The sequence below is a fragment of the Fictibacillus sp. NRS-1165 genome (genome assembly GCF_050468105.1).
In the GTDB taxonomy this organism is placed as follows: domain Bacteria; phylum Bacillota; class Bacilli; order Bacillales; family Fictibacillaceae; genus Fictibacillus_C; species Fictibacillus_C terrinigri.
In genome coordinates this window covers 77981-98307 of record NZ_JBDPNU010000021.1, presented here as the reverse complement: position 1 = coordinate 98307, position 20327 = coordinate 77981, and the positions used below count along the sequence as shown (strand labels likewise).

The 20327-nt window shown below is 40.7% G+C and carries 18 protein-coding genes and 1 pseudogene; 13 read left to right on the top strand and 6 right to left on the bottom strand.

What is annotated here, in order from left to right; translation table 11 throughout:
* Window positions 1-23 precede the first annotated feature (23 nt).
* Window positions 24-1253 carry a hypothetical protein gene (locus tag ABHN01_RS09365; RefSeq protein WP_429875317.1) on the bottom strand — a complete coding sequence of 410 codons (1230 nt, stop codon included), beginning with the start codon at window positions 1251-1253 and terminating at the stop codon, window positions 24-26.
* Window positions 1254-1778: 525 nt separating this feature from the next.
* Window positions 1779-2588 carry an alpha/beta fold hydrolase gene (locus tag ABHN01_RS09360; protein ID WP_429875316.1) on the bottom strand — a complete coding sequence of 270 codons (810 nt, stop codon included), beginning with the start codon at window positions 2586-2588 and terminating at the stop codon, window positions 1779-1781.
* An 885-nt stretch (window positions 2589-3473) separates the two neighbouring features.
* Here ABHN01_RS09360 and ABHN01_RS09355 point away from each other — a divergent pair.
* From ABHN01_RS09355 to ABHN01_RS09330, 6 genes are all read left to right on the top strand, one after another.
* Entirely contained in the window at window positions 3474-3575 is a 102-nt protein-coding gene (locus tag ABHN01_RS09355; RefSeq protein WP_429875315.1) for a histidine kinase dimerization/phospho-acceptor domain-containing protein, read from the top strand.
* A complete protein-coding gene (locus tag ABHN01_RS09350) occupies window positions 3572-4042 on the top strand; it encodes a sensor histidine kinase (protein ID WP_429875314.1) in 471 nt (156 codons plus the stop codon). Before ABHN01_RS09355 ends, ABHN01_RS09350 begins: the two co-directional genes overlap by 4 nt.
* Window positions 4043-4378: 336 nt before the next feature.
* Entirely contained in the window at window positions 4379-5401 is a 1023-nt protein-coding gene (locus ABHN01_RS09345) for a LacI family DNA-binding transcriptional regulator (RefSeq protein ID WP_429875313.1), read from the top strand.
* A 133-nt stretch (window positions 5402-5534) separates the two neighbouring features.
* The gene (locus ABHN01_RS09340; RefSeq protein ID WP_429875312.1) at window positions 5535-6908 is read left to right on the top strand and encodes a glycoside-pentoside-hexuronide (GPH):cation symporter; all 1374 of its coding nucleotides are present in this window, start codon (window positions 5535-5537) and stop codon (window positions 6906-6908) included.
* Window positions 6909-6938: 30 nt separating this feature from the next.
* Window positions 6939-8324, top strand: coding sequence for a sulfatase family protein (locus ABHN01_RS09335; RefSeq protein ID WP_429875311.1), 1386 nt, complete (start codon window positions 6939-6941; stop codon window positions 8322-8324).
* A 38-nt stretch (window positions 8325-8362) separates the two neighbouring features.
* Window positions 8363-9346 carry a formylglycine-generating enzyme family protein gene (locus ABHN01_RS09330; protein ID WP_429875310.1) on the top strand — a complete coding sequence of 328 codons (984 nt, stop codon included), beginning with the start codon at window positions 8363-8365 and terminating at the stop codon, window positions 9344-9346.
* Window positions 9347-9770: 424 nt separating this feature from the next.
* On the opposite strand, the gene ABHN01_RS09325 is transcribed toward ABHN01_RS09330, so the two are convergent.
* The 4 genes and pseudogenes from ABHN01_RS09325 to ABHN01_RS09310 form a co-directional block, all read right to left on the bottom strand.
* Window positions 9771-10133 carry a hypothetical protein gene (locus ABHN01_RS09325; RefSeq protein ID WP_429875309.1) on the bottom strand — a complete coding sequence of 121 codons (363 nt, stop codon included), beginning with the start codon at window positions 10131-10133 and terminating at the stop codon, window positions 9771-9773.
* Between the two features lie 37 nt (window positions 10134-10170).
* Window positions 10171-10731, bottom strand: coding sequence for a DUF6036 family nucleotidyltransferase (locus ABHN01_RS09320; protein WP_429875308.1), 561 nt, complete (start codon window positions 10729-10731; stop codon window positions 10171-10173).
* A gap of 301 nt (window positions 10732-11032) precedes the next feature.
* On the bottom strand, window positions 11033-11221 hold the full coding sequence (locus tag ABHN01_RS09315) for a hypothetical protein (RefSeq protein WP_429875307.1): 189 nt from the start codon (window positions 11219-11221) through the stop codon (window positions 11033-11035).
* A gap of 235 nt (window positions 11222-11456) precedes the next feature.
* A pseudogene (locus tag ABHN01_RS09310) lies at window positions 11457-11771 on the bottom strand (histidinol-phosphatase); the annotation flags it as partial.
* A 335-nt stretch (window positions 11772-12106) separates the two neighbouring features.
* Here ABHN01_RS09310 and ABHN01_RS09305 point away from each other — a divergent pair.
* From ABHN01_RS09305 to ABHN01_RS09275, 7 genes are all read left to right on the top strand, one after another.
* Window positions 12107-13087 (top strand): 2-hydroxyacid dehydrogenase, encoded by a 981-nt coding sequence (locus ABHN01_RS09305; RefSeq protein WP_429875306.1) that lies wholly within the window; start codon window positions 12107-12109, stop codon window positions 13085-13087.
* A gap of 370 nt (window positions 13088-13457) precedes the next feature.
* Window positions 13458-14528 carry an amidohydrolase family protein gene (locus tag ABHN01_RS09300; RefSeq protein WP_429875305.1) on the top strand — a complete coding sequence of 357 codons (1071 nt, stop codon included), beginning with the start codon at window positions 13458-13460 and terminating at the stop codon, window positions 14526-14528.
* Window positions 14529-14565: 37 nt separating this feature from the next.
* A complete protein-coding gene (locus ABHN01_RS09295) occupies window positions 14566-14991 on the top strand; it encodes a Rieske (2Fe-2S) protein (protein WP_429875304.1) in 426 nt (141 codons plus the stop codon).
* Window positions 14992-15258: 267 nt separating this feature from the next.
* Complete coding sequence (locus tag ABHN01_RS09290; protein ID WP_429875303.1) at window positions 15259-16593, top strand: hypothetical protein; 1335 nt, start codon at window positions 15259-15261, stop codon at window positions 16591-16593.
* Between the two features lie 469 nt (window positions 16594-17062).
* The gene (locus tag ABHN01_RS09285) at window positions 17063-17755 is read left to right on the top strand and encodes a GntR family transcriptional regulator (protein ID WP_429875302.1); all 693 of its coding nucleotides are present in this window, start codon (window positions 17063-17065) and stop codon (window positions 17753-17755) included.
* Window positions 17752-19434: a thiamine pyrophosphate-dependent enzyme gene (locus tag ABHN01_RS09280; RefSeq protein ID WP_429875301.1), complete on the top strand. Its 1683-nt coding sequence runs from the start codon at window positions 17752-17754 to the stop codon at window positions 19432-19434. The genes ABHN01_RS09285 and ABHN01_RS09280 overlap by 4 nt, the downstream gene beginning before the upstream one ends.
* A 73-nt stretch (window positions 19435-19507) precedes the next feature.
* Window positions 19508-20221, top strand: a complete 714-nt coding sequence (locus ABHN01_RS09275) for a haloacid dehalogenase type II (RefSeq protein WP_429875300.1) — start codon at window positions 19508-19510, stop codon at window positions 20219-20221.
* The last annotated feature ends 106 nt before the right edge of the window (window positions 20222-20327 follow it).

The window sequence follows — 20327 nt, the reverse complement described above, 5'->3', positions numbered from 1 at the left end:
CTTTCTGGACAGCCCCTTTTCATTTAAATCATTTGTAAAAAGAGTAAAAGAATCATCAAGAGTATGAGATATGAAAAGGTAAAACCGGTATTCCAATTGGATATGCGGTAAGGACTTTCATCCGTAATGGAAGCCATCATTCCAATGGTAGCATTAAAAGGTCCCATTAAGAAGGCTCCTACCGCTCCTCCGAGCATCGCCAACGTCAATAAAGAAGTGGAAATGTGGAGAGACGACGGGTCTAAAGCTTCAGCCATCAAAGCAAGCCCAACTGCCGGGTGTAGACCCGTAAACGCTAAAACGAGAGGAACCAACGGAATAAGAATTAAAAAAAGAAGGCTCCCTACTTCTTCCTTTACCATCAGTAACCCCTGGTTGAAAAAGTGATCAACATGAGAGAACTTCATGGAAGATATAAAAAAACCGGCAGACAAGAAAATGACAAACTGTCCGCTTAATTTTAGGATATGAGAGGAAAAATGCTCTTTTAGCTCTTTTATGAACGATTTCCTCTTTCCAAGAAAGGCGCTCCAACAAAAAGCAAAGGGAATGACGAGTAAGGTAACAATGTAAAGAAAATCAAACGAAGATTGAAAGTCTGCCAAGATCACCAATCCATTAAATAGGGCGATGGCAATCAATATTTTAAAGAACTTTCGGCTCCCTGCTTGTCCTGCTTTTTCCAATAAACCGGTCGCTACCTCATTTTCTCCTTTTAACAGGTTCCGATATCTTTTTCGAAAGATCATGGATGCAATAAACCAATCCAATAAGAGGCCGGCTACACTTAACGGAATGAGATACTTTAACATCGCTACCCATGATACACCGGTCATATCGACCACTATCCCTACTATAGGAGTGACCGGTGTCCAAAGCAAAGGCATGGCAAAGCCATGGGTTATCGCTCTGCTCATAAATCGTACTTCATGCTGAACCTGATAGGTGGTGACGGACGAACGAACCGTATAGTAGGTCATAGGCAAACTCGCCAGATTCATAAAACTGCTAAAAAAATAAGATATTCCGGAAGTGAGAAAGTACAATTGTTTGGAGTTGTGAATTTTCCTGAAAATAAGTTCTTCAATGGATTGAGCATAATTACCGATTTGAATAGGAACTGCCAAGATTGGGACCACCGCAAATAGCGCGAGTAGATTCATCATTGGTCCAAACGAAACCACGTAATCTTTCCATGTTGCACCGTTTGTGGCTAACATTAAAATTCCGCTGATCAAAAAGAAACTACTCATGATTTGAATAGCCCTGGATACCTTGGTGAAAGTTACAACCACAACGCATAAACACACGAGGGATAAAGTGAATTGCAAAAAGGGAAGTGGATTTACAATAGATAGTAAATAAAGAATAATGGATAGCCAAAAAAGAAACTTTCTCATAATATCACCAAGTTGTCATATTTTTCTGAAATTATATTATAAAAGTTAGAAAAAGGAAAGTAAAATCGGTCAGACAAACAAATAAACAATGGAAAGTTGTGTGATCTTCTCAGTTATCTGTCCTCGCATTTCCCCATTTGAACCAACCATTGAAAAAGTTATCTCTTTATACATGGATTAAGTAAGAAGATATCCAATTGTGTCTTTAGTCTCATTATGATTCTAAATCCAATATACTCTCCTCCAACCACTACCAAAAAGGTTTGTATAATCAGAAAAAGCCACCACCCTTTTATCATTAGAGAAGATAGCTTTATTCACAGCAACGATTGATCCAACATACTTCGATGATACTCTTAACTAGTATTAACCAATTCCTTATGCTTCTTCGTACGCTTTTTCTTGTATATTAAGAAATTCAATAACAGAGCTATTAAAGTAATCTGGCTCATCAACATTCGAAAGGTGCCTTCCCTTCGGAATTATGCGTAGTTCAGCCTTTGGAATTTTACTTACTATCAATTTTGATAGACGAATCGGGGTCTTAAAATCCTCTTCACCAATCAGAACCAATGATGGAACGGCTATCCTACTTAATTGTTCTTCTAAATTCACACGAAAACAAGACTCTGCAGAAGATTCATATATGCAAAGAGGCATTTCTGAAATGGCTTGTCGTAACGAGTGACGTATTGCTTTGGCTGAAGGCGAATTAGAAAGCGTACTATCCAGATATGTATCTGCATATTGGTCCATACCCTGTTCTTTGGCAACTCCAGCCGTTAACTCAATTTTTTCTGATACTGAGGAAGGACTAATCTTAGCAAATGTATCAGCCAAAATTAAATTTTGTACCCGCTCTGGGTATTTGAGCGTAAAGGCTATTGCCTTTACCCCTCCCATAGAAACTCCGCATAAAATGGATTTTTCTATTTTTAAATGATCTAGTAAATGAAGGAGATCCGTAACCCAATGATCAACACTTACTCCATTGTGACAGGACGATTTCCCATGACCACGAATATCTGGGACTATAACGTTGTAACCTTTTTCAGAAAATGCCTCAACCTGGTATTTCCATATTCGATGATCAGTTCCTAAGCTATGCAGGAGAACGATCGTTTTATCAGACTCCCCCGATTCTAAGTGGTAATATAATTCTTCACTTTCTATTCTTAAGTATGGCATAATAGTTCCTCCCTTTAAAAATTTATTAAGCGATCTCTGTTAGATTTAAAGAGTCGTCCTAACATCATTTTGCAACTTCGAAAACATCCTCTGACCAATCCGGCACCGCATTATGCCCAATAATGTTTGTTCTCCATTTTCGCAATGTCTTCTGACTGTTACTTTTAAAAGTCAACTTTAACTTCACTGTCGGATTTGTCGGTAAAAAGAACTTCTTACTCATATTCCTTTACATCGCTTTTTTACCATTAAAAAATACTTCACTCTTTTTTTATTTTTCTAGAATGATATCTATCGTTTGTTGTTTAACAACGAAAGATACCGCCATAAAACAATGAATATTACGAAATATTCTGTCAATAAATAAATTATAACTTATAAACTAAAAATGCGGCTACAAATGTTATTTATGCATAATTTAAACCCAAAAGGAGACATGCTTATACATGTCTCCTCATCCCAAAGGATGCTGTCTCATGTTATTTATTTGTTTGCAAATGCACCAGGCAACAATATTCCTAGTGCATGCAAAACTAAATTTCCGCACTCCTGACGATAGGAACAAAGATTGCAAGAATTAGAATTACGTAAACTTACAATAGTTTTCATTGATTGATTTTAAACTTTTCGAAACTAAATTAGGATAGGACTGGAAGTGTCTACAACTTACTTTATCTATAAATCATCTACGGATTTGCTGAAGACGAGGCTAAGACGATCGTCATTAAAAGTGAAGGCTTTGTGATGGGAATTTGCACTGCTTTTAAACGCTCATAATTGGCCCTCTGTCGGATCGCTCCTCGTTGAACTCCTGAAAATTCAGCATGGGATAAATGAACTTCTTAAATTCGGTGAATTCATTATTGGTAAGCGCTGGCCCATGCGATGGCGCGATCCGACTTTCTATCAAAAATGAGCCATGAGCTCCGGACCCCGCTGAATGGCATAAGGTACTGGATCTATCACGCATCGAAACTGGCAACTTGAAGATAGCCATTACTGAAGTTGAGCTTCTAACGGTTCTCCAGGAATGCGTTAAGATTGTTAAACCGATGGCCAAGAAGAAGAATATTAACATCGATGTACAGCGTGATCATTCCAATACGACGATGCGGGTGCTGGCGGATCCTGTACGCCTGAAGCAGATTTTCCTTAACCTGTTGAATAATGCGATCAAATATAACCGGGAATTTGGAAAGGTGTATCTCTACTGTCACCAGGAAGGCGATCATCAGGTGATCCAGGTGGAGGATACAGGTGTCGGTTTCTCAGCCTCCGAGTATAATAAAGTGTTTGTTCCTTTTTATCGAATTGAAGGTTCCAAGGAGGAGGGGACGGGGATTGGGCTCTCGCTGGTCAAACAGCTTGTCAATCTGATGGATGGAAAGATTTCTGTGACCAGCACGAAAGGAAAAGGAAGCAATTTCAAGGTCACTCTGCCTGTTCCGAGATAATTCTTTTATATAAGTCCAGTTCCTGCTAATTTAAATCCTTCACCGATACGGCAAAAGGCATCGTTCACGGTCCTTTTTTAGTCTTCTAACGGAAACCTGCAAAAAATCGGAGCGATTAGAATATCAACCTTTTTAAAAACATAGAGATAGGATCGCACTGCTTTTTAGCGTTGCAACTAACTACTGAAAAAATAAAAATCAGAGCCTATGATAAAATCCGACAATTCTTATCAAATTTTGAAAATTTTGAATTGACTCACTAATAGAAAGAAATTATAATGGCGAAAAGGTTTCGCACAATTTGTCCTTTAAGCAGAAGGAGGCGTGCAGAACCCTATGAACTCAAATATCAAAGATGTAGCGCGGCATGCTGCCGTTTCTATTAGTACGGTCTCAAGGGTAATGAATATGCCCGATAAAGTAGCCAAAGAAACGAGAGACAAAGTCCTGAACGCAATAAGGGAGCTTAATTACATGCCCAATGCGTTGGCGAGGGGGCTGATATTCAAAAGGACAAAATCTCTCGGTGTACTCATTCCTGACATTTCGAATATGTTTTACTCCGAAATGTTACACGGAATGGAGGCTGCAGCTCATGAACAGAACTACAACCTGATTTTGTGCAATACCGATAACAACAAAACGAGAATGATGGAAAGCCTGAGCGTCTTGAAAGAGAAACAAATTGATGGATTGATATTTACTAGTGAACCGATCTATCCCGATTATCATGAATTGTTTCTTAAGCTTCAGATCCCCATTGTCCTGGCTGCTACACACAGCCTTGAGTACGATCTCCCGTCCGTTAAAGTCAATGACGTGCAAGCGAGCTACGACGCGACGGAATATTTGATCAAAAACGGCCATCGCCAAATTGGTATGATCTGTGGGTCCATTACAGACCAGGTGACCGCGATGCCCCGCCTTCAAGGCTTTCTTGGGGCCCTTAAGGTCCATCAAATGGAAGCTGACATGGAAAAGCTGGTCGAGTTTGGGTCCTACAAGTTCGAAGATGGTTACCATTCCATGCATAAACTGCTTGAAAAGTATCCCGATATTACGGCGGTCTTTGCGGCTGGCGATGAAAGGGCGCTAGGCGCGATCTCGTACCTGCACGAAAAGGGAAAGTCAGTACCCGAGGATATCTCGGTCATTGGGTTTGACAACTTGAGATTATCCCAAATGTCCATACCAAAACTGACAACTGTCGGACAACCCCTCTATGAAATCGGATATTTGGCAGTGGAAAAGCTGGATCATTTAATCCAGAAGGAGCATGTACCAGAATTACGGACATATGTGGACCACCAAATTGTGGAGCGACAATCAGTAAAAACGAGGAACCATGAGTCTGTTTGATGCCGAGCCCTTTTTTATCCGCTATGAAAAGCTTTTCATAGCATGACAAGTATTTTTCAGTATTCAGTTTTGTCAATAATCAGTAGATTTTAGCACACCATCCCTATCAGAACGGAGAGGATAGAAATTGCGAGTGAATTTTAAACAAGCGCTTAGTTATGGTGCCGGTAATTTCGGACTTAATCTATTCTTTAGCTCTGTATCAACCTATCTTTTGTATTTCTATACAGACAATATGGGAATCACCGCTGCGGCTGCCGGCACTTTGATGTTTGCGGCACAGCTCGTCAATTTGATCATTAACCCAACAATGGGCGTTCTGGTAGATCGAACGAATAGCAGATGGGGCAAGTTCCGCCCTTATTTCCTGTTTGGCTGCATTCCTCTCGCCGCAATCGGAGTTATGATTTTTACTGTCCCTTCTTTGGACACATCAGGCAAGCTGCTTTATGCATATATCACCTACATTCTTTTTAATATCATCTACTCCGTTATCAATGTACCTTACAGTTCAGTCCTTGCCAGCATGTCCAATGATTATCAAGTCAGATCGCAGATTTCCTCCATCAAGGTATTTCTCGGACAGTTCGGAGGACTCTTCGTAAGCAGCGCCACCCTTCCGTTAATCCATCTCTTCGCAACAGAAAAAGCTGGATTCCAAATGGTGTACATTGGTTATGGTGCGATTCTGATTCTTACCCTCCTGATTACGTTCCTGGGCACCAAAGGAATTGGCCATACTCCACGAGACACGCCAAAATCAGAAACCGCACCTCTAACTTTATCCAAACAAATGAGCACGGTCTTCCTCAACAAATATTTACTGCTGTTGCTCAGCTTTATTTTTGTATTCCAATTAACCTTAATTACGAAAAATTCATCTGTATTGTACTTTTTTAAATATAATATGGGTCAGGCCGATATGTTTTCTGTGTACTCACTGGTTGGATTTGCGATTCAGCTTGTCGGCATTGTAATAAATCCCTTTCTTGTAAGCAAAATCGGCAAAAGAAATGTCGGCATCATCAGCCAATTTCTCATCATCTTCAGTCTGCTCGGATTTTATTTCACAGCATCCAGCGTGTCTATGATATTTATACTGGGGGGTATAAGCTATTTAGGATATGGCATGGCCATACCTCTCTTGTGGGCCATGGTCCCTGATACGATTGAATACGGGGAATGGAAGACCGGTGTACGGGCCGAGGGTACGATTTATTCTACCTTTATCTTTGTTCAACTGTTCGCCCAGGCCATCTCTGCCAAATTATCAGGAAGCATTCTGTCTGCAGTGGGTTATGTCCCCAATGCCGTTCAATCCGAAGGTGCTTTAAACGGGATAAAAGCCATTGTCAGTTTGATCCCGGTAACTGGTGCAATTCTTTGCGTGATTATTCTTGCGATGTACGGTCTTAATGAAAAAATGTTTACAAAATATGTGGAAGAGATCGCTTCTCGCAAGGTCTCGTTATCTACAGATGACCAGAAAACCATCCATGCGAAGTAAAAATGAGAAATGTAAAGAGAGGAGAACACTATGACAAAGCCTAATATTATTTTGATGATTTCACATGATACGGGTCGTTACCTGGGCTGCTATGGCCGACAAGTCGCAACTCCAGCCATTGATAAGATAGCAGACAATGGGGTCAGGTTTGACAACTATTTCTGCTCCGCACCTCAATGCAGTCCGAGCCGCGGCAGCATTATGACCGGTTTGTACGCGCATAACCACGGCATGATAGGCTTATCCCATTTAGGCTTCACCATCACTGAAGATAAAACAACGCTCCCGAAGGAACTCGACAAAGCTGGTTATGAAACCGTTTTGATCGGATTGAGTCATGAAACGATCGGGCAGCCTGGAGGGAGTGCATTCACGTCCTCCGGAAAACTTGGATACAAAAGAATTATTGAAGTGGGAGGCCCCGGAAACCCGGATGGTAACCTGGCGCCGCTTGTGGCTGATAAAACGATTCAATTTTTGCATGAGCAGGCTTCCTCAGGCCAGGAATGTCCGTTCTTCGCATCTGTTGGTTTTTTTGAAACTCACCGCGATTTTGATGCCTACGAACCACAGGCAGATCCTGATGATTCCATTGCTGTACCGGATTATTTGCCGGACACACCAGAGGTACGACGCGACCTAGCCCAATTCCAGGCGTCCGTTAAAACATTGGATGAAGGCATCGAACGAATTCACCGTGCCCTTCAGGAAACGGGACTTGATAAAAATACGCTGCTTTTGTACACGACGGATCATGGTATTGCATTTCCCAGGGCAAAAGGGACCTTGTTGGATGCAGGATTGGAAACTGCCTTAATCATGAACTGGCCAGGGGGGGTCCATGGCGGAAAAGTGCAGGAGGAACTGCTTTGCAATGTGGATTTGATGCCAACCTTGCTTGAAGCGGCGGGGGCGGACATTCCTCCGGGATTGGATGGCAGAAGTTTCTTGCCTCTGCTAAAAGAAAAGCCTTTTACACCCAGGGAGGAATTTTTCTGCGAATTAACGTGGCACGATCGTTATCATCCTATGAGGGGTATCAGAACCGATCGTTACAAATATATTCGAAACTTTGAAGATGGCCCGGCAGTCTATCTTCCCCTCGATATTCATCGCAGTTTATCCGGACAGTCGGTCAGGGATGACTATTACACCCCCAATGTATCAGAAGAACTATATGATTTACTCTTGGATCCATTGGAAGAACATAATCTCGCGAATAATGATGAATATGCGGAGCTGTTGCAAGATTTAAGAGGCCGTGTAGAGGAATGGATGCTCACAACCAATGATCCTCTCCTAAAAGGAGCCGTTCCAGGAAAGGAAGCCCCGGAATGGCAGCAAGAAGTGGACAAGGGAACGACTTACAAGGGCCGAGAACAGGAGATATCATCCAGAGGACAAAAAAATTCGTAGATTGATAGCTACACTTGGAAATTCGGAGGAGGTTATCCATGAATTCTAAACCCACTCATGCCTGCTGCGCGGCAGGCAGACGAGAAATCGAATCCAATTTACCCGGAATATCCAAAAAGGACAAGCCTTCACTCCCCGTCTCCGACTCATTAGAAAAATCGCATGCAAAAACTCATATGGTCCACTTGTCTGGAGGCGATTTTCTGATGGGTAGTGAAGATGATGAAGGTTTTACAGCAGACGGTGAAGGCCCTGTTCGCAGGGTAAAACTTCGACCCTTTTATATCGATCCCTATGCGGTCAGCAACAAACATTTCGCCCGCTTTATTGAAGACACAGGATATATAACAGAAGCCGAACATTTTGGCTGGTCCTTTGTTTTTCATATGTTTGTATCACCTGCGGTCGCACGCACTGTGACTCAAGTCCCCCGGGATACGCCATGGTGGCTGCCAGTGTCCGGTGCCAACTGGAAACATCCTGAGGGACCGGATTCCAACCTTTCCTTACGTATGGATCATCCTGTCATTCATGTATCGTGGAATGATGCACTAGCTTACTGCCATTGGGCAGGTGTCAGACTGCCTACCGAAGCGGAGTGGGAATATGCCGCCAGAGGAAGGCTTGAGCAAAAAAACTATCCATGGGGCGATGAGTTAAAGCCGGAAGGTCAGCATCAGTGCAATATCTGGCAGGGCCAATTTCCGGTTAAAAATGATAGGAGCGATGGTTTTTTAGCAACCGCTCCTGTGGATGCGTTCCTGCCAAACGGCTTTGGTCTATACAACGTCTCAGGAAATGTGTGGGAATGGTGCTCCGATTGGTTCAGCCCGAATTTCCACCTCACTGCGTCGAGGATAAATCCTGTCGGACCTCCAAAAGGAAAATCACGCGTCATACGAGGCGGTTCCTATTTATGTCATAAATCCTACTGCAACCGATACCGCGTAGGCGCACGGAGTCATAATACACCCGACAGCTCATCCGGAAATATAGGTTTCAGGTGTGCAGCAGATGCATGACTAATATAAAATAAAAGTCCTTTAAATTTTTAAGCCATTACTTTTGGAGTACCCTCAACTAAAAAACACATATAATAGCAGGGTAATTCGCATATGAATTCACTCTGCTTTTTGTTGTTATTACCAAAGAAAAAAGACCGATTTAGTTCGGCCTTTTGCAGCACTCTCTAATAAAATGATATTTATTAAAGATACCTGTATTGTTATGGCTAATTACAAACCGTTGAAAAAAATTATGTGGATCTTTAGACATTGTAAATGAAGTGCCCGACCAATACTGCCTGTTGAATTTGTGGCGAAGACTAATATAACCTGAACGGTATTGTTCCCCTTTATCTTGTAAAAATCTTTCAAAATTAAGTGAACCATCTTCATTCAGGGATGCCACAATGCTGAAAAGATAATTATTAGGGCTCTTTTTCTTTTATACTTTAACAAAAGATAGTGGTCTTCTGTTTTTTCTTTTTTGATTGACGTAATTTAAAACATCCTGTGATAGTGTGGCATTACCATTGAGGTCTTTCGCAACATAATACAAGAATTTAGCCATATCTTCCTTGCGATACTTATCTAGCTCAGGTCTCAAGGTTTCTACAGTTGTTTTTGCCCTATCCCTATCCAAAAATGGTACAAAGTCATTTACTTGGTGTGCTAAATGTAAAGATAACTCTGCGGTGGTTTCTCGGTAAGAGGTTCCTCCATTTTTCTGATATACATATTCCTTCTGAACTTCATTTAGAAATGATTGAAGTGCAAAACTATATTCTAGTGTTTTGACTTGACTCATGGTGTTTGCCTCCCTTCACTAGTTTTCTCATATCTTATTATACGACTTTTTCCTTAATAATATCCACTAATTGGTGTAAATTTAAATCAGGATGATTAGGATTTGTAACATATCCTCTATATTCTTCCACCATAAATAACAACTTTTCTAAATTACAACTTTCCAAAATCTGTGTTTCCCTTAAATCAAATAAGTCTTTTTCTCTTTTGGAAAAAATTTTTGTACAAGCGAGCATTTCAATGGTTGGGACATAGACGTTAATAGCGCTAAATTCAGCACTATCTATTTTGAATAGTGACTCTGTATCCCTGAAATCTTCCATAGGTGGGACTTCCATAACGCCTCCTACCACTTCGATACCCACATCACTTAATAATGCAAACAAAGCCTTTTGATCATTAGTATCTAATAAGTTCACATCTACATCTCTTGTGGGGCGAAATTCTCTTCCTTCTTGCTCCATAAAAAGGAGAATTCCCGATCCACCGACAATCAGCAAATCTGCAACAATCCTTTGCTGCAAGCAAAGATAATCTAATGTCTCTAGCTTGTCCAATATGTCATCAGCATTTCTTAAAACATAATCATATTTACTCACTGTTTCGATCTCTCCTTTTTTAACCCAGTTCAAAATCAATATGTATTTCTTTTGTTAAAGAAGATCTCCCCATCATATACTTAGCCCGACTACCTATTTGAAATAATAAAGTTGTTTTGTGTCTCACCCTTATAATAAAGATTAATTAAAGACCAAGCTACTTCTATTTGAATTTGTTCTTTTGGGACCGGGTATGAGAACCTATATTTTACAATTCCTTGCCGATAGGAAATCTAGTTATTGTAAATTCTAACGGTGGATAATCCATTATTCTTCTAGGGCCTTTTTGTGCTTACTTCATTCATATTAATACACCCATTCGATCAGCCAGCTCCTGTAACTCATTCATAAACAGACTCGCGGGAGGGCCCGCTCCTGAAAGAAATAATAGATTCCCACTCCTGCGTACCGTTTCATAGTTAGCGATAGGCTGAGGTAATTGTTCTGGCCATGAGATTCCTAGATTCTTTATTTTTTCTTCGATGGGCATTAATCGTACCTCCTTTTTGCATTGAACTATTTTAGTAGATCAACCTATCTTATTCTCCAACTTTCTCGTTTTTTAAAACAAGGTATTGTTGAAGCTGCAAGGACAGCAACGCATTTCTATGTGTCTACAAAAGGCACAACCCTCAGCCAAATATTCACTGTATCCTTTAATTACGTAAATCCTACATCTTAAACTGTTTAACCCCGTTCACATCCACCTTGCTTTCTCAAGCACTTTATAAAGAGGTAATGTTCATTTTCTTTTCCCTAAAAAACACCCATTCTTTAAAGCCGATTTCTTTAAGACGCTCTCAATTCTAAGTCTTCACCGACGCGTTCCGGGTCATGGGCATCAGAACCAAACGTGATTTTTGCCCCAAAGTACAGTGCCCTTTTTAAGGGTATCATCCGCAGGATACCAGCCGCCGCAATCCTTTGTTTTACCTGATATTAACCTCTATTGCAATGTCATATTTTGAGATCACCTTTAATGTCTGGTCTATTGCAGCAGCCGTTTGGATAGAAGAAAACAAAGGATAAAATCCCTTCACCATTCACATACATTTTTAGTTCACTTAAATTCACTAAACGTTCGGTGTGTTAATGTACTGGCATCTCCATTATATTTGTAACCTTTGGAAAATTCTTATCTTCTTTCATATCATCTTTTCTCAACCTTATAAAGGGTAGAAAGGAGCAGCTATGTCATGATGTTAAAATTTTTTTATCTGAAGGAGATCTGGAACTTGCATAGAAGATTATTGTCGAACCGGCACGAGTTCAAAATGATCACTAATGACACCCAACTAGTTAACATAATTAGCCTTAACAGATTGAACATGTTGGCTATAAATCTATCTTCATAGGATGAAAGGAGCTCAAAAAAGTGAAACCTAAGGTATATATAACCAGAAAAATTCCGAAAGAAGTGGCAGAACAGATAGCTGAAGTCTGTTATGTGAGAATGTGGGAAGAAGAAGACATTCCTGTCCCAAGGCCTATTCTCCAAAAGGAGTTGGCTGATTCCGATGGATTATACTGCCTTTTAACAGAAAACATTGACAGTGACTTGCTTGATAATGCCCCTAGACTCAGAGTGATAAGCAATATGGCCGTGGGCTATAACAACATTGACATCGAGACGGCTTCCGAACGGGGAATCATGGTCACCAATACACCTAGTGTATTAACCCAAACAACGGCTGACTTAACGTTTGCGTTATTAATGGCCACATCTCGCCGAATAGTGGAATCATCTGATTTTCTTCGCAGGGGTGAATGGAAAACCTGGTCTCCTATGTTGCTCACGGGACAGGACGTATATGGCTCAACACTTGGTATTATCGGATTAGGTCAGATTGGAGAATCAGTGGCTCAACGCGCCAAAGGATTTGAGATGCGTGTTCTTTATTACAATCGCAGTCGAAAGCTAGAAGCAGAAAAACAATTAGGTATCCAATATACTGAGATGGAAACGCTTTTAAAGGAATCTGACTTTATCTGTATCTTGACACCCCTCACCCCAGAAACACGTCACCTTATCGGACGTAAGGAACTGTCTCTTATGAAAAACACATCTGTGCTGATTAATACAGCTCGCGGAGGTATAGTCGATGAGGACGCATTGTATGACGCTTTGAAAGAAAAGGAAATTTGGGCAGCTGGACTCGATGTCTTCGAACAAGAACCAGTTTCCATGGATCATCCGTTACTTACCTTGTCCAATGTCGTAACACTCCCGCATATCGGAAGTGCCAGTTTTCACACCCGCATGCAGATGGCCCGTTTGGCCGCCGAGAATTTACTGACATCTTTATTAGGAGACATCCCCAAAAATCTAGTAAATACCAATGTCTTATCAAAATAACACGCGCAAAACGGTAAATACTTTATTTAATATGCTTTCCTTTCCATTTGCTATCCATGGTTAATTCTTCGATTGAAAGTTGACTATAGGATTTTTTACCTTCCCCTGATTTTAAAACAAACTTGACACAAATTAAAAACAATTCTAAAAATACTGAATTTTATGTTGACATTACCTTATTTCCAAAATTATGATGAAAACATAAAGTGTGAAATATCAGACCTCAAATTTCAATAATATCAAAATATGTTGTATGGGCATCACCAATAATGGAATAGGATTGGTATGTTAAAAGTCGGTTTTCATAACGAAAAGGTCTACTAGGCATAAGGTACGTCATTTATTTTGGGAAATTCAGGAGGTGTGCTTTATGAATAAGCCGAACGTGAAAAAATTAAACGGTATTATTGACTGTGATGTACATCCACATCCAAGCGATTATAATGTCATAAAGTCGTATATGTCAGAACCTTGGCGTAGCCGATTTAATGGGAATGGGAAAAGGGGCATATATGATAATCCCATACATGTAAACCGATTAGATTCAGTAACACCCCACGGTGGATATCCATGTTCTGATCCATCATATATGCGTGAACAGTTACTGGATGAATATGGGATAAACTATGCCATATTATTACCTCGCGCGTTTGCGACAAAATACCCGAGTCCGGATTTTGCTACGGTGGTGGCATCCGCTTTTAATGATTGGCTGGCAGATGTCTGGTTGGATAACAACAACGAAGATGGCCGTTGCAAAGGGTCGATCACAGTTGCACACCAAGATCCCCAAGCTGCGGCTAAAGAGATTGATCGTTGGGCAGGACACCCCCACATGGTACAAGTGATGATGGATTCCGGAGCTCGCGCACCTTTTGGACAAAGACAATATTACCCGATATACGCGGCATGTGAACGCAATGGATTTCCCATCGCCCTTCACCCCGGAACCGAAGGTGTCGGTCCTAATGAAATAATGACACCTGGATACCCTACTACTTACATAGAATGGCACACCGGCTTAATGCTCTCATTTCAAGCCCATCTCATCAGCTTTATTACTGAAGGGGTATTTGAACGTTTTCCAGGTTTAAAACTCGTTCTTGTGGAAGGCGGATCCGCTTGGTTGCCTCCCCTTCTCTGGCGTTTAGATGCCGAATGGAAACCGTTGAGGGAAGAAGTTCCATGGGTTAAAAAACGACCGAGTCAATATATTCTTGAACACGTCCGAATTACATCTCAACCACTAGAAAACCCGGATAATAGGGAGCATCTCTTGCAGATGTTTGAAATGATGGACGCCAAAAATATTCTTATGTTTTCTTCAGACTATCCGCATTGGGATTTCGATTCTCCGACCAGGTCGTTTCCTAAATTACCGGAGGAGCTAAAAAAGCGTATTTTTTTCGAGAATGCACGGGCATTGTATAACCTGGATTAACAAAATAAAATAGATTTGGTGAAGGGTGTGATGATACATGAGTGCGCATGTTGTGGCATCCATTGACGAAGTTGGTGTTGGCCAGAGAAAAACGGTTGAAGTAGAAGGACGCTCGATTTCTGTGTTCAATGTGAACGGGGAGTTTTACGCATTGCGGAACGTATGCCCACATCAAGGAGCACCGGTGTGTTCAGGGAGTGTTGGTGGCATGACGGTTTGTAGGGAAAAAAAAACAGGTAAATTGGGTGAGGTTGAATTTATAAAAAAGGGTGAAATTCTTCGTTGTCCATGGCATGGTTGGGAATTTGATATTAAAACGGGGAAATCCATATTTGATCCAGATGGCTGCTTGGTAAAAACGTATAAAGTAACTGTAGGGATAATGGAATCAGAAAAGGCACTTGCTCAGGTAGAAACGTATCCTGTATCGGTCCACTTCAATTCTATCATTGTTCATACATAAATAATCAAGTTTGCGGTGTACCTATGATTCATTTCTTAAGATGGAACTAAAACCTTATCTTAAGCGCTATCTCGGAATGGAATGAAAAAATTTCGGTTAACATCATTCTTCCAGAGGAAGCCGGTCCTCTTATGGAACAGCTAAAAAAATGTTTATCAAGGCTGTTTTTAGAACAGCCCTGGAGTCAGGGAAGCCATGTTTGGATTCAAATATGGCATTCTTTGCTTTTCTCTTCAAGAGTTTGTTTAAATTGAGGGAGATGGAATGATGATAAATAAACTACATGCTTGCTTCCTTATTGTAATCGCTGTGTTAAGCATTGTATTATCCCTGTTTGATTTTTATTTGATTAAAATTATGTTAGGGATTAGCGTACTTTTTATGTTTGTCATTCTTTTGTTTTGTACCAATGGAATACCTAGGATTGTTTATAGTTTGTTTTTTATCATGAGTATTCTCTTAACCTGGCACTATCATATTCCTTATTCCGTTGCTGTTGATCATTTAAACTCGAATACCATATTTATTTCATTGTTTGTTTGTATACCGCTTCTTAAAATACCTATTGATCAAGGAAATTACTTAGAGGAAATCAGGAATCTATTAACAGTAAAAAACAAGGGATCCTTTATTTATGCCATTTCTGCGGTTAATTTTTTTCTGAGTTCTTTTTTAAATTTAGCCTCTATACGTCTGGTTGACCAGTTTAAAGATAGCCGAATGAATGAGAACCCAAACAAATATGGCGCTTATCTGAACCGCTCATTTAACTTGGCAGTTTGTTGGACCCCTTACTTTGCTGCTTTTTCAGTAGCCATTTCCTATAGCAAGGGTAATCCGGGATCCCTCATTTTACTTGGCTTAACGCTATGTTGTATTATTTTGCTTGCTACCGTCATGCCCGGGCTAATGAAACTGAAACAGCAACAAGATATGCCTCCAAGTAACAGAACCCCATTTAATCCTAAAATAGTACATTTATTATCCTTTTACGGTTTATTAATCGGCAGTTTGTTGCTCATAGAGTATATAACGCCGATAAACACCATTGCCATCATCTGTCTCCTCAGCATCTTCTATTCCGCTTCTTGGACATTGTTACAGGGAACGGTCAAAGAGTTTTTACATGGACTCCGTCATTTTGCTAAGCGGGATTTACCCAATATACGAGTTGAAGCTTTATTATTTATTTCAGTTGGTTTCTTCTCTCATACCCTTATATGGCTCGATTGGAAGGTACAACTGCCCGCCTGGTCGAGTGTATCCCTCGGTTATATTTGGCTGTTCATTTTTCTCTTTATTTTTTTTGTCGTGTTTATAGCCTTTTTTGGCATTCATCATTTAGTGACCATTACGCTATTTACTGCTTCTGTTCACTGGCAACAGCTCGGAATTCAACCGGTCATTTATGCGATGGTGATTTTAATTTCATGGTCCCTCGCATCCATGATTTCTCCCTTTTCTGCTGCAAATATGATCATAAGCCGGTTGGCGAATGTGAAACCTGTACAAATCGGTTTATTGATGAACGCCGGCTATGCGTTTGGATTCATGCTGTTTAGTACCACCTTCCTAACGATCATTAATTACTTTATTTCGTGAAGTTTATATCTAGTAAACGTGTCCTAAACAATATCTTCAAAGGGTTTAGCCCTGTTCCGCTCCCTGTCCACTCTTATTTGTAAAGTGGAATGAAAATGGAAAAAGCCAATATGTATGTGCTGTGATTCAGCGGGTATTTATTTTTAAATCGTCGGTACTCCCGTTTTTGATTTGAATTTCATTCTGCTCCTTATTGTTTGGTTAAGCATTAATTTATTTAAAAATTCTAAATATTTAGTTGACATCTTAACTTTACTAAGCTTACCATTACAATAAAAAGACTGATATATCAGACCTCAAATTTCTTAAAAAGAGGTGAAAACAAGTAAACAAAATATAAATTACACCGTTTTCAGCCATTTAAATAAGAGAAGTTTACTCGCATCTAAGATCGAGTCAGTTTTTCATCGATTAGCAATGAAGTTAAGGTTTTTGGTTGTTGAATGACTTTAAAAAGGAGTCGATAAACATGAATGCTCACAATTTCATGATGAATGAAACCATACATCAACAAACGCGTTCAGTGAGAGACGTTGTTTATGAAACGCTTAAAAAAGGCATTCTGTCGGAACAACTTACACCAGAAATGCAGTTAAAAGAACGAGCGTTGTCGGAACAATTGGGCGTTAGTACAACCCCTATAAAAGAAGCGCTTCGCAGGCTGGAATTGGAAGGGTTGGTCTATACTCGTCCAAGAAGAGGCACCTTTGTTTCCACCCAAATTATGAAGTCGGTGGAAGAGATCACGTTAGCGAGATCCTCGCTTGAGGGAGTAGCTGCCCGCTTGGCCGCGTCCAAGATTACAGAGGAGCAAAAAAAACAGCTGGGAACCATCATAGAACAAATGGAAGTTTATACGGTGGATAAAAACAGCGATGGATTAAGCAAAAGTAATGAAGCATTCCATCACTTCATTATCAAGGCAGCGAAAAATGATTATATCGAAAAACAGATAACTTCCCTAAAGGCTTTTGCTAATGTCGTTAGAAAGCACGCATTAGCTAATGTCAATGAACTTGACCGTGCCTATGAAGAGCATCATTTAATATTTACCAAAGTTGCTTCAAACGATCCGGATGGTGCTGAAGAAGCGATGCGTAACCATATACGACGTACCCTCTCGTTTTGCAAAGAGAACAAACAAGGAGTGAACGAAACATGACAAAGAAAATGACTGGTGCTCAAGCGGTGGTTGAATGTATTCGAAGAGAAGGCGTGGATCAAGTTTTTTGTGTGCCAGGTGAAAGCTATCTAAGTGTATTAGATGCAATCTATGAAATGGAGGAAATAAACCTGATTTCCACTCGACACGAAGGCGGAGCCAGTTTTATGGCAGAAGGATATGCGAAGGCAACCAATAAGCCCGGCGTTTGTATGGCTACACGAGGTGTAGGCGGAGCCAACCTCTCTATCGGTGTCCATACCGCCATGCAAGATTCAACCCCTATGGTGGTGTTTTTAGGACAAGTACATAGTCATTTTCGGACACGGGAAGGGTTCCAGGAGGTCAATCAAGAAAACTTTTTTGCACCGATTTCAAAGTGGACCATTGAAATTACGGACACCCATCGAATTCCTGAGCTAGTTCAACGCGCTTTCCGGATTGCTAAAAGCGGTAGACCGGGTCCGGTTGTGGTCGGATTGCCAGTGGATGTCATCGATGCAGAAGTGGAAATGGAAATTGGCCAAGTCATCACTATTCCAAAGCCAGCTCCAGGCAAAGATGAAGTAGCTCGGGCACTTTCTCTCATTTCTCAGGCCAAGCATCCTATTATGATTGCTGGTGGCGGTGTAGTTCGTAGCGGCGCACATGAACCATTGATTCAATTTGCGGAATCCATGGCTTTACCTGTTTTATCGTCTTTCCGCCGCCATGATGTATTTCCAAACCACCATTCGCAGTATTTAGGCCATATTGGACTGGGTACGCCTAAGAATATATTAGAAACAGTGAAAACTGCTGATCTGATTGTGGCAGTGGGGATGCGTTTTTCAGAAATTGTGACACAAGGGTACTCGTTATTTTCAACGGAGCAAACGATGATTCATATTGATATTGACCCAAATAGTATCGGCAAAGTATATAATCCAGCTCTTGGTATTGTAGCAGATGCAGGAGAAGCACTAAATGCGTTAGTTGAAGCTTCTAACCAATATCAACCAGAAACTAAACAAGAACGTCTGGATTGGATTTCCGAGCGTCGCCGTTTGTACGATCAATGGATTCATGACGAATTAGATCAAAGTGGCAAATTAAATATGAAGAAACTCCTAGCCGATCTTCAGCGTCTAACGCCTGCAGATGCCATTATAACAAACGATGCAGGAAACTTTTGTGGCTGGTTACACCAATTTTACCAGTTTGAACAACCTGGAACCTATATTGGCCCGACAAATGGTGCCATGGGTTATGGTTTTCCCGCTGCAGTTGGAGCTAAATTAGCACATCCCGATCGTGTTGTGGTTTCCTTATCCGGTGATGGCGGTTTTATGATGACCATGCAAGAATTTGAAACAGCCGTTCGTTATAAGGTTCCTGTTATCGCGTTGGTCTATAATAACAATATGTACGGCACCATTCGGATGCACCAAGAACGCGAGTATCCTGAGCGAATTTCCGGGACGTTGCTCACAAATCCTGACTACGCCCAATTGGCTAAATTGTTTGGTGGCCATGGTGAGTACATCGATTCTAACGAAGAATTTGAGGCAGCGTTTACTCGAGCACTCCAGTCAGGTAAACCTTCCATTATTGAAGTGGCGATAAGCCCCGAACAAATTTCAGTTTCCGCTACAATAGAGGATTTACGAAAAGCAAAGGTGCAGTTATTAAAAGCGTAGGTAATAGAGTCAAACATCTCTATACTTCTTGTTAATGTATGGATCTTTTCATAAAAAAGGATGGTGATATGACATGAAAACTAACGGGATTAAAGCACTAACCTTTGACGTGTTTGGAACGGTTGTAGACTATCGATCATCGATCATTAAAGAAGTCCAAAAATTGAATGAGATGAAAGGCCTTGAGCTGAATTCGCCGAAGTTTGCTGATGCCTGGCGAGGGGCTTATCGTCCCAACTTGGATCGTATTCTAAGCGGCGAGCTTTCGTGGATGAATTTGGATTCATTGCATTTGATGGTATTACGAAAGCTTCTTGATGAATTTGAGATCAATCATCTAACAGAGGAAGAAATCATTCACCTCAATCGAGTCTGGCATCGTTTGGAGCCATGGGGTGATGCCGTTCCAGGTCTTCAACGCTTGAAACAAACATTCGTAATCAGTCCACTATCAAACGGGAATGTATCTTTACTCACCAATATGGCAAAACATAGTGGACTACCTTGGGATTTGATCTTGTCTCCTGAAATGATCAAAAGTTACAAACCCGATCCAAACGTTTACCACATGGCTATCGACTTTCTTGATCTTCAACCCAATGAAGTCATGATGGTTGCGGCGCATCAACATGACTTACAGGCAGCCAAAAAGCTAGGGATGAAAACAGCTTATGTTTTTCGACCGTTGGAGTATGGATGTGAGGCAATCCCTAATCTAATGCCTGAAGAAAACTATGATGTGGTAGCAAGAGATTTCATTGATTTAGCCCAACAATTAGGTGCTTGAATCCATGAAATTACTATTCTTTTACAAAACAACATAATTAATCGAGGAACCAATAATGGTTCCTCGATTGTTGTTTAGTCAGTATCTATTAATCGTTCGGATATGC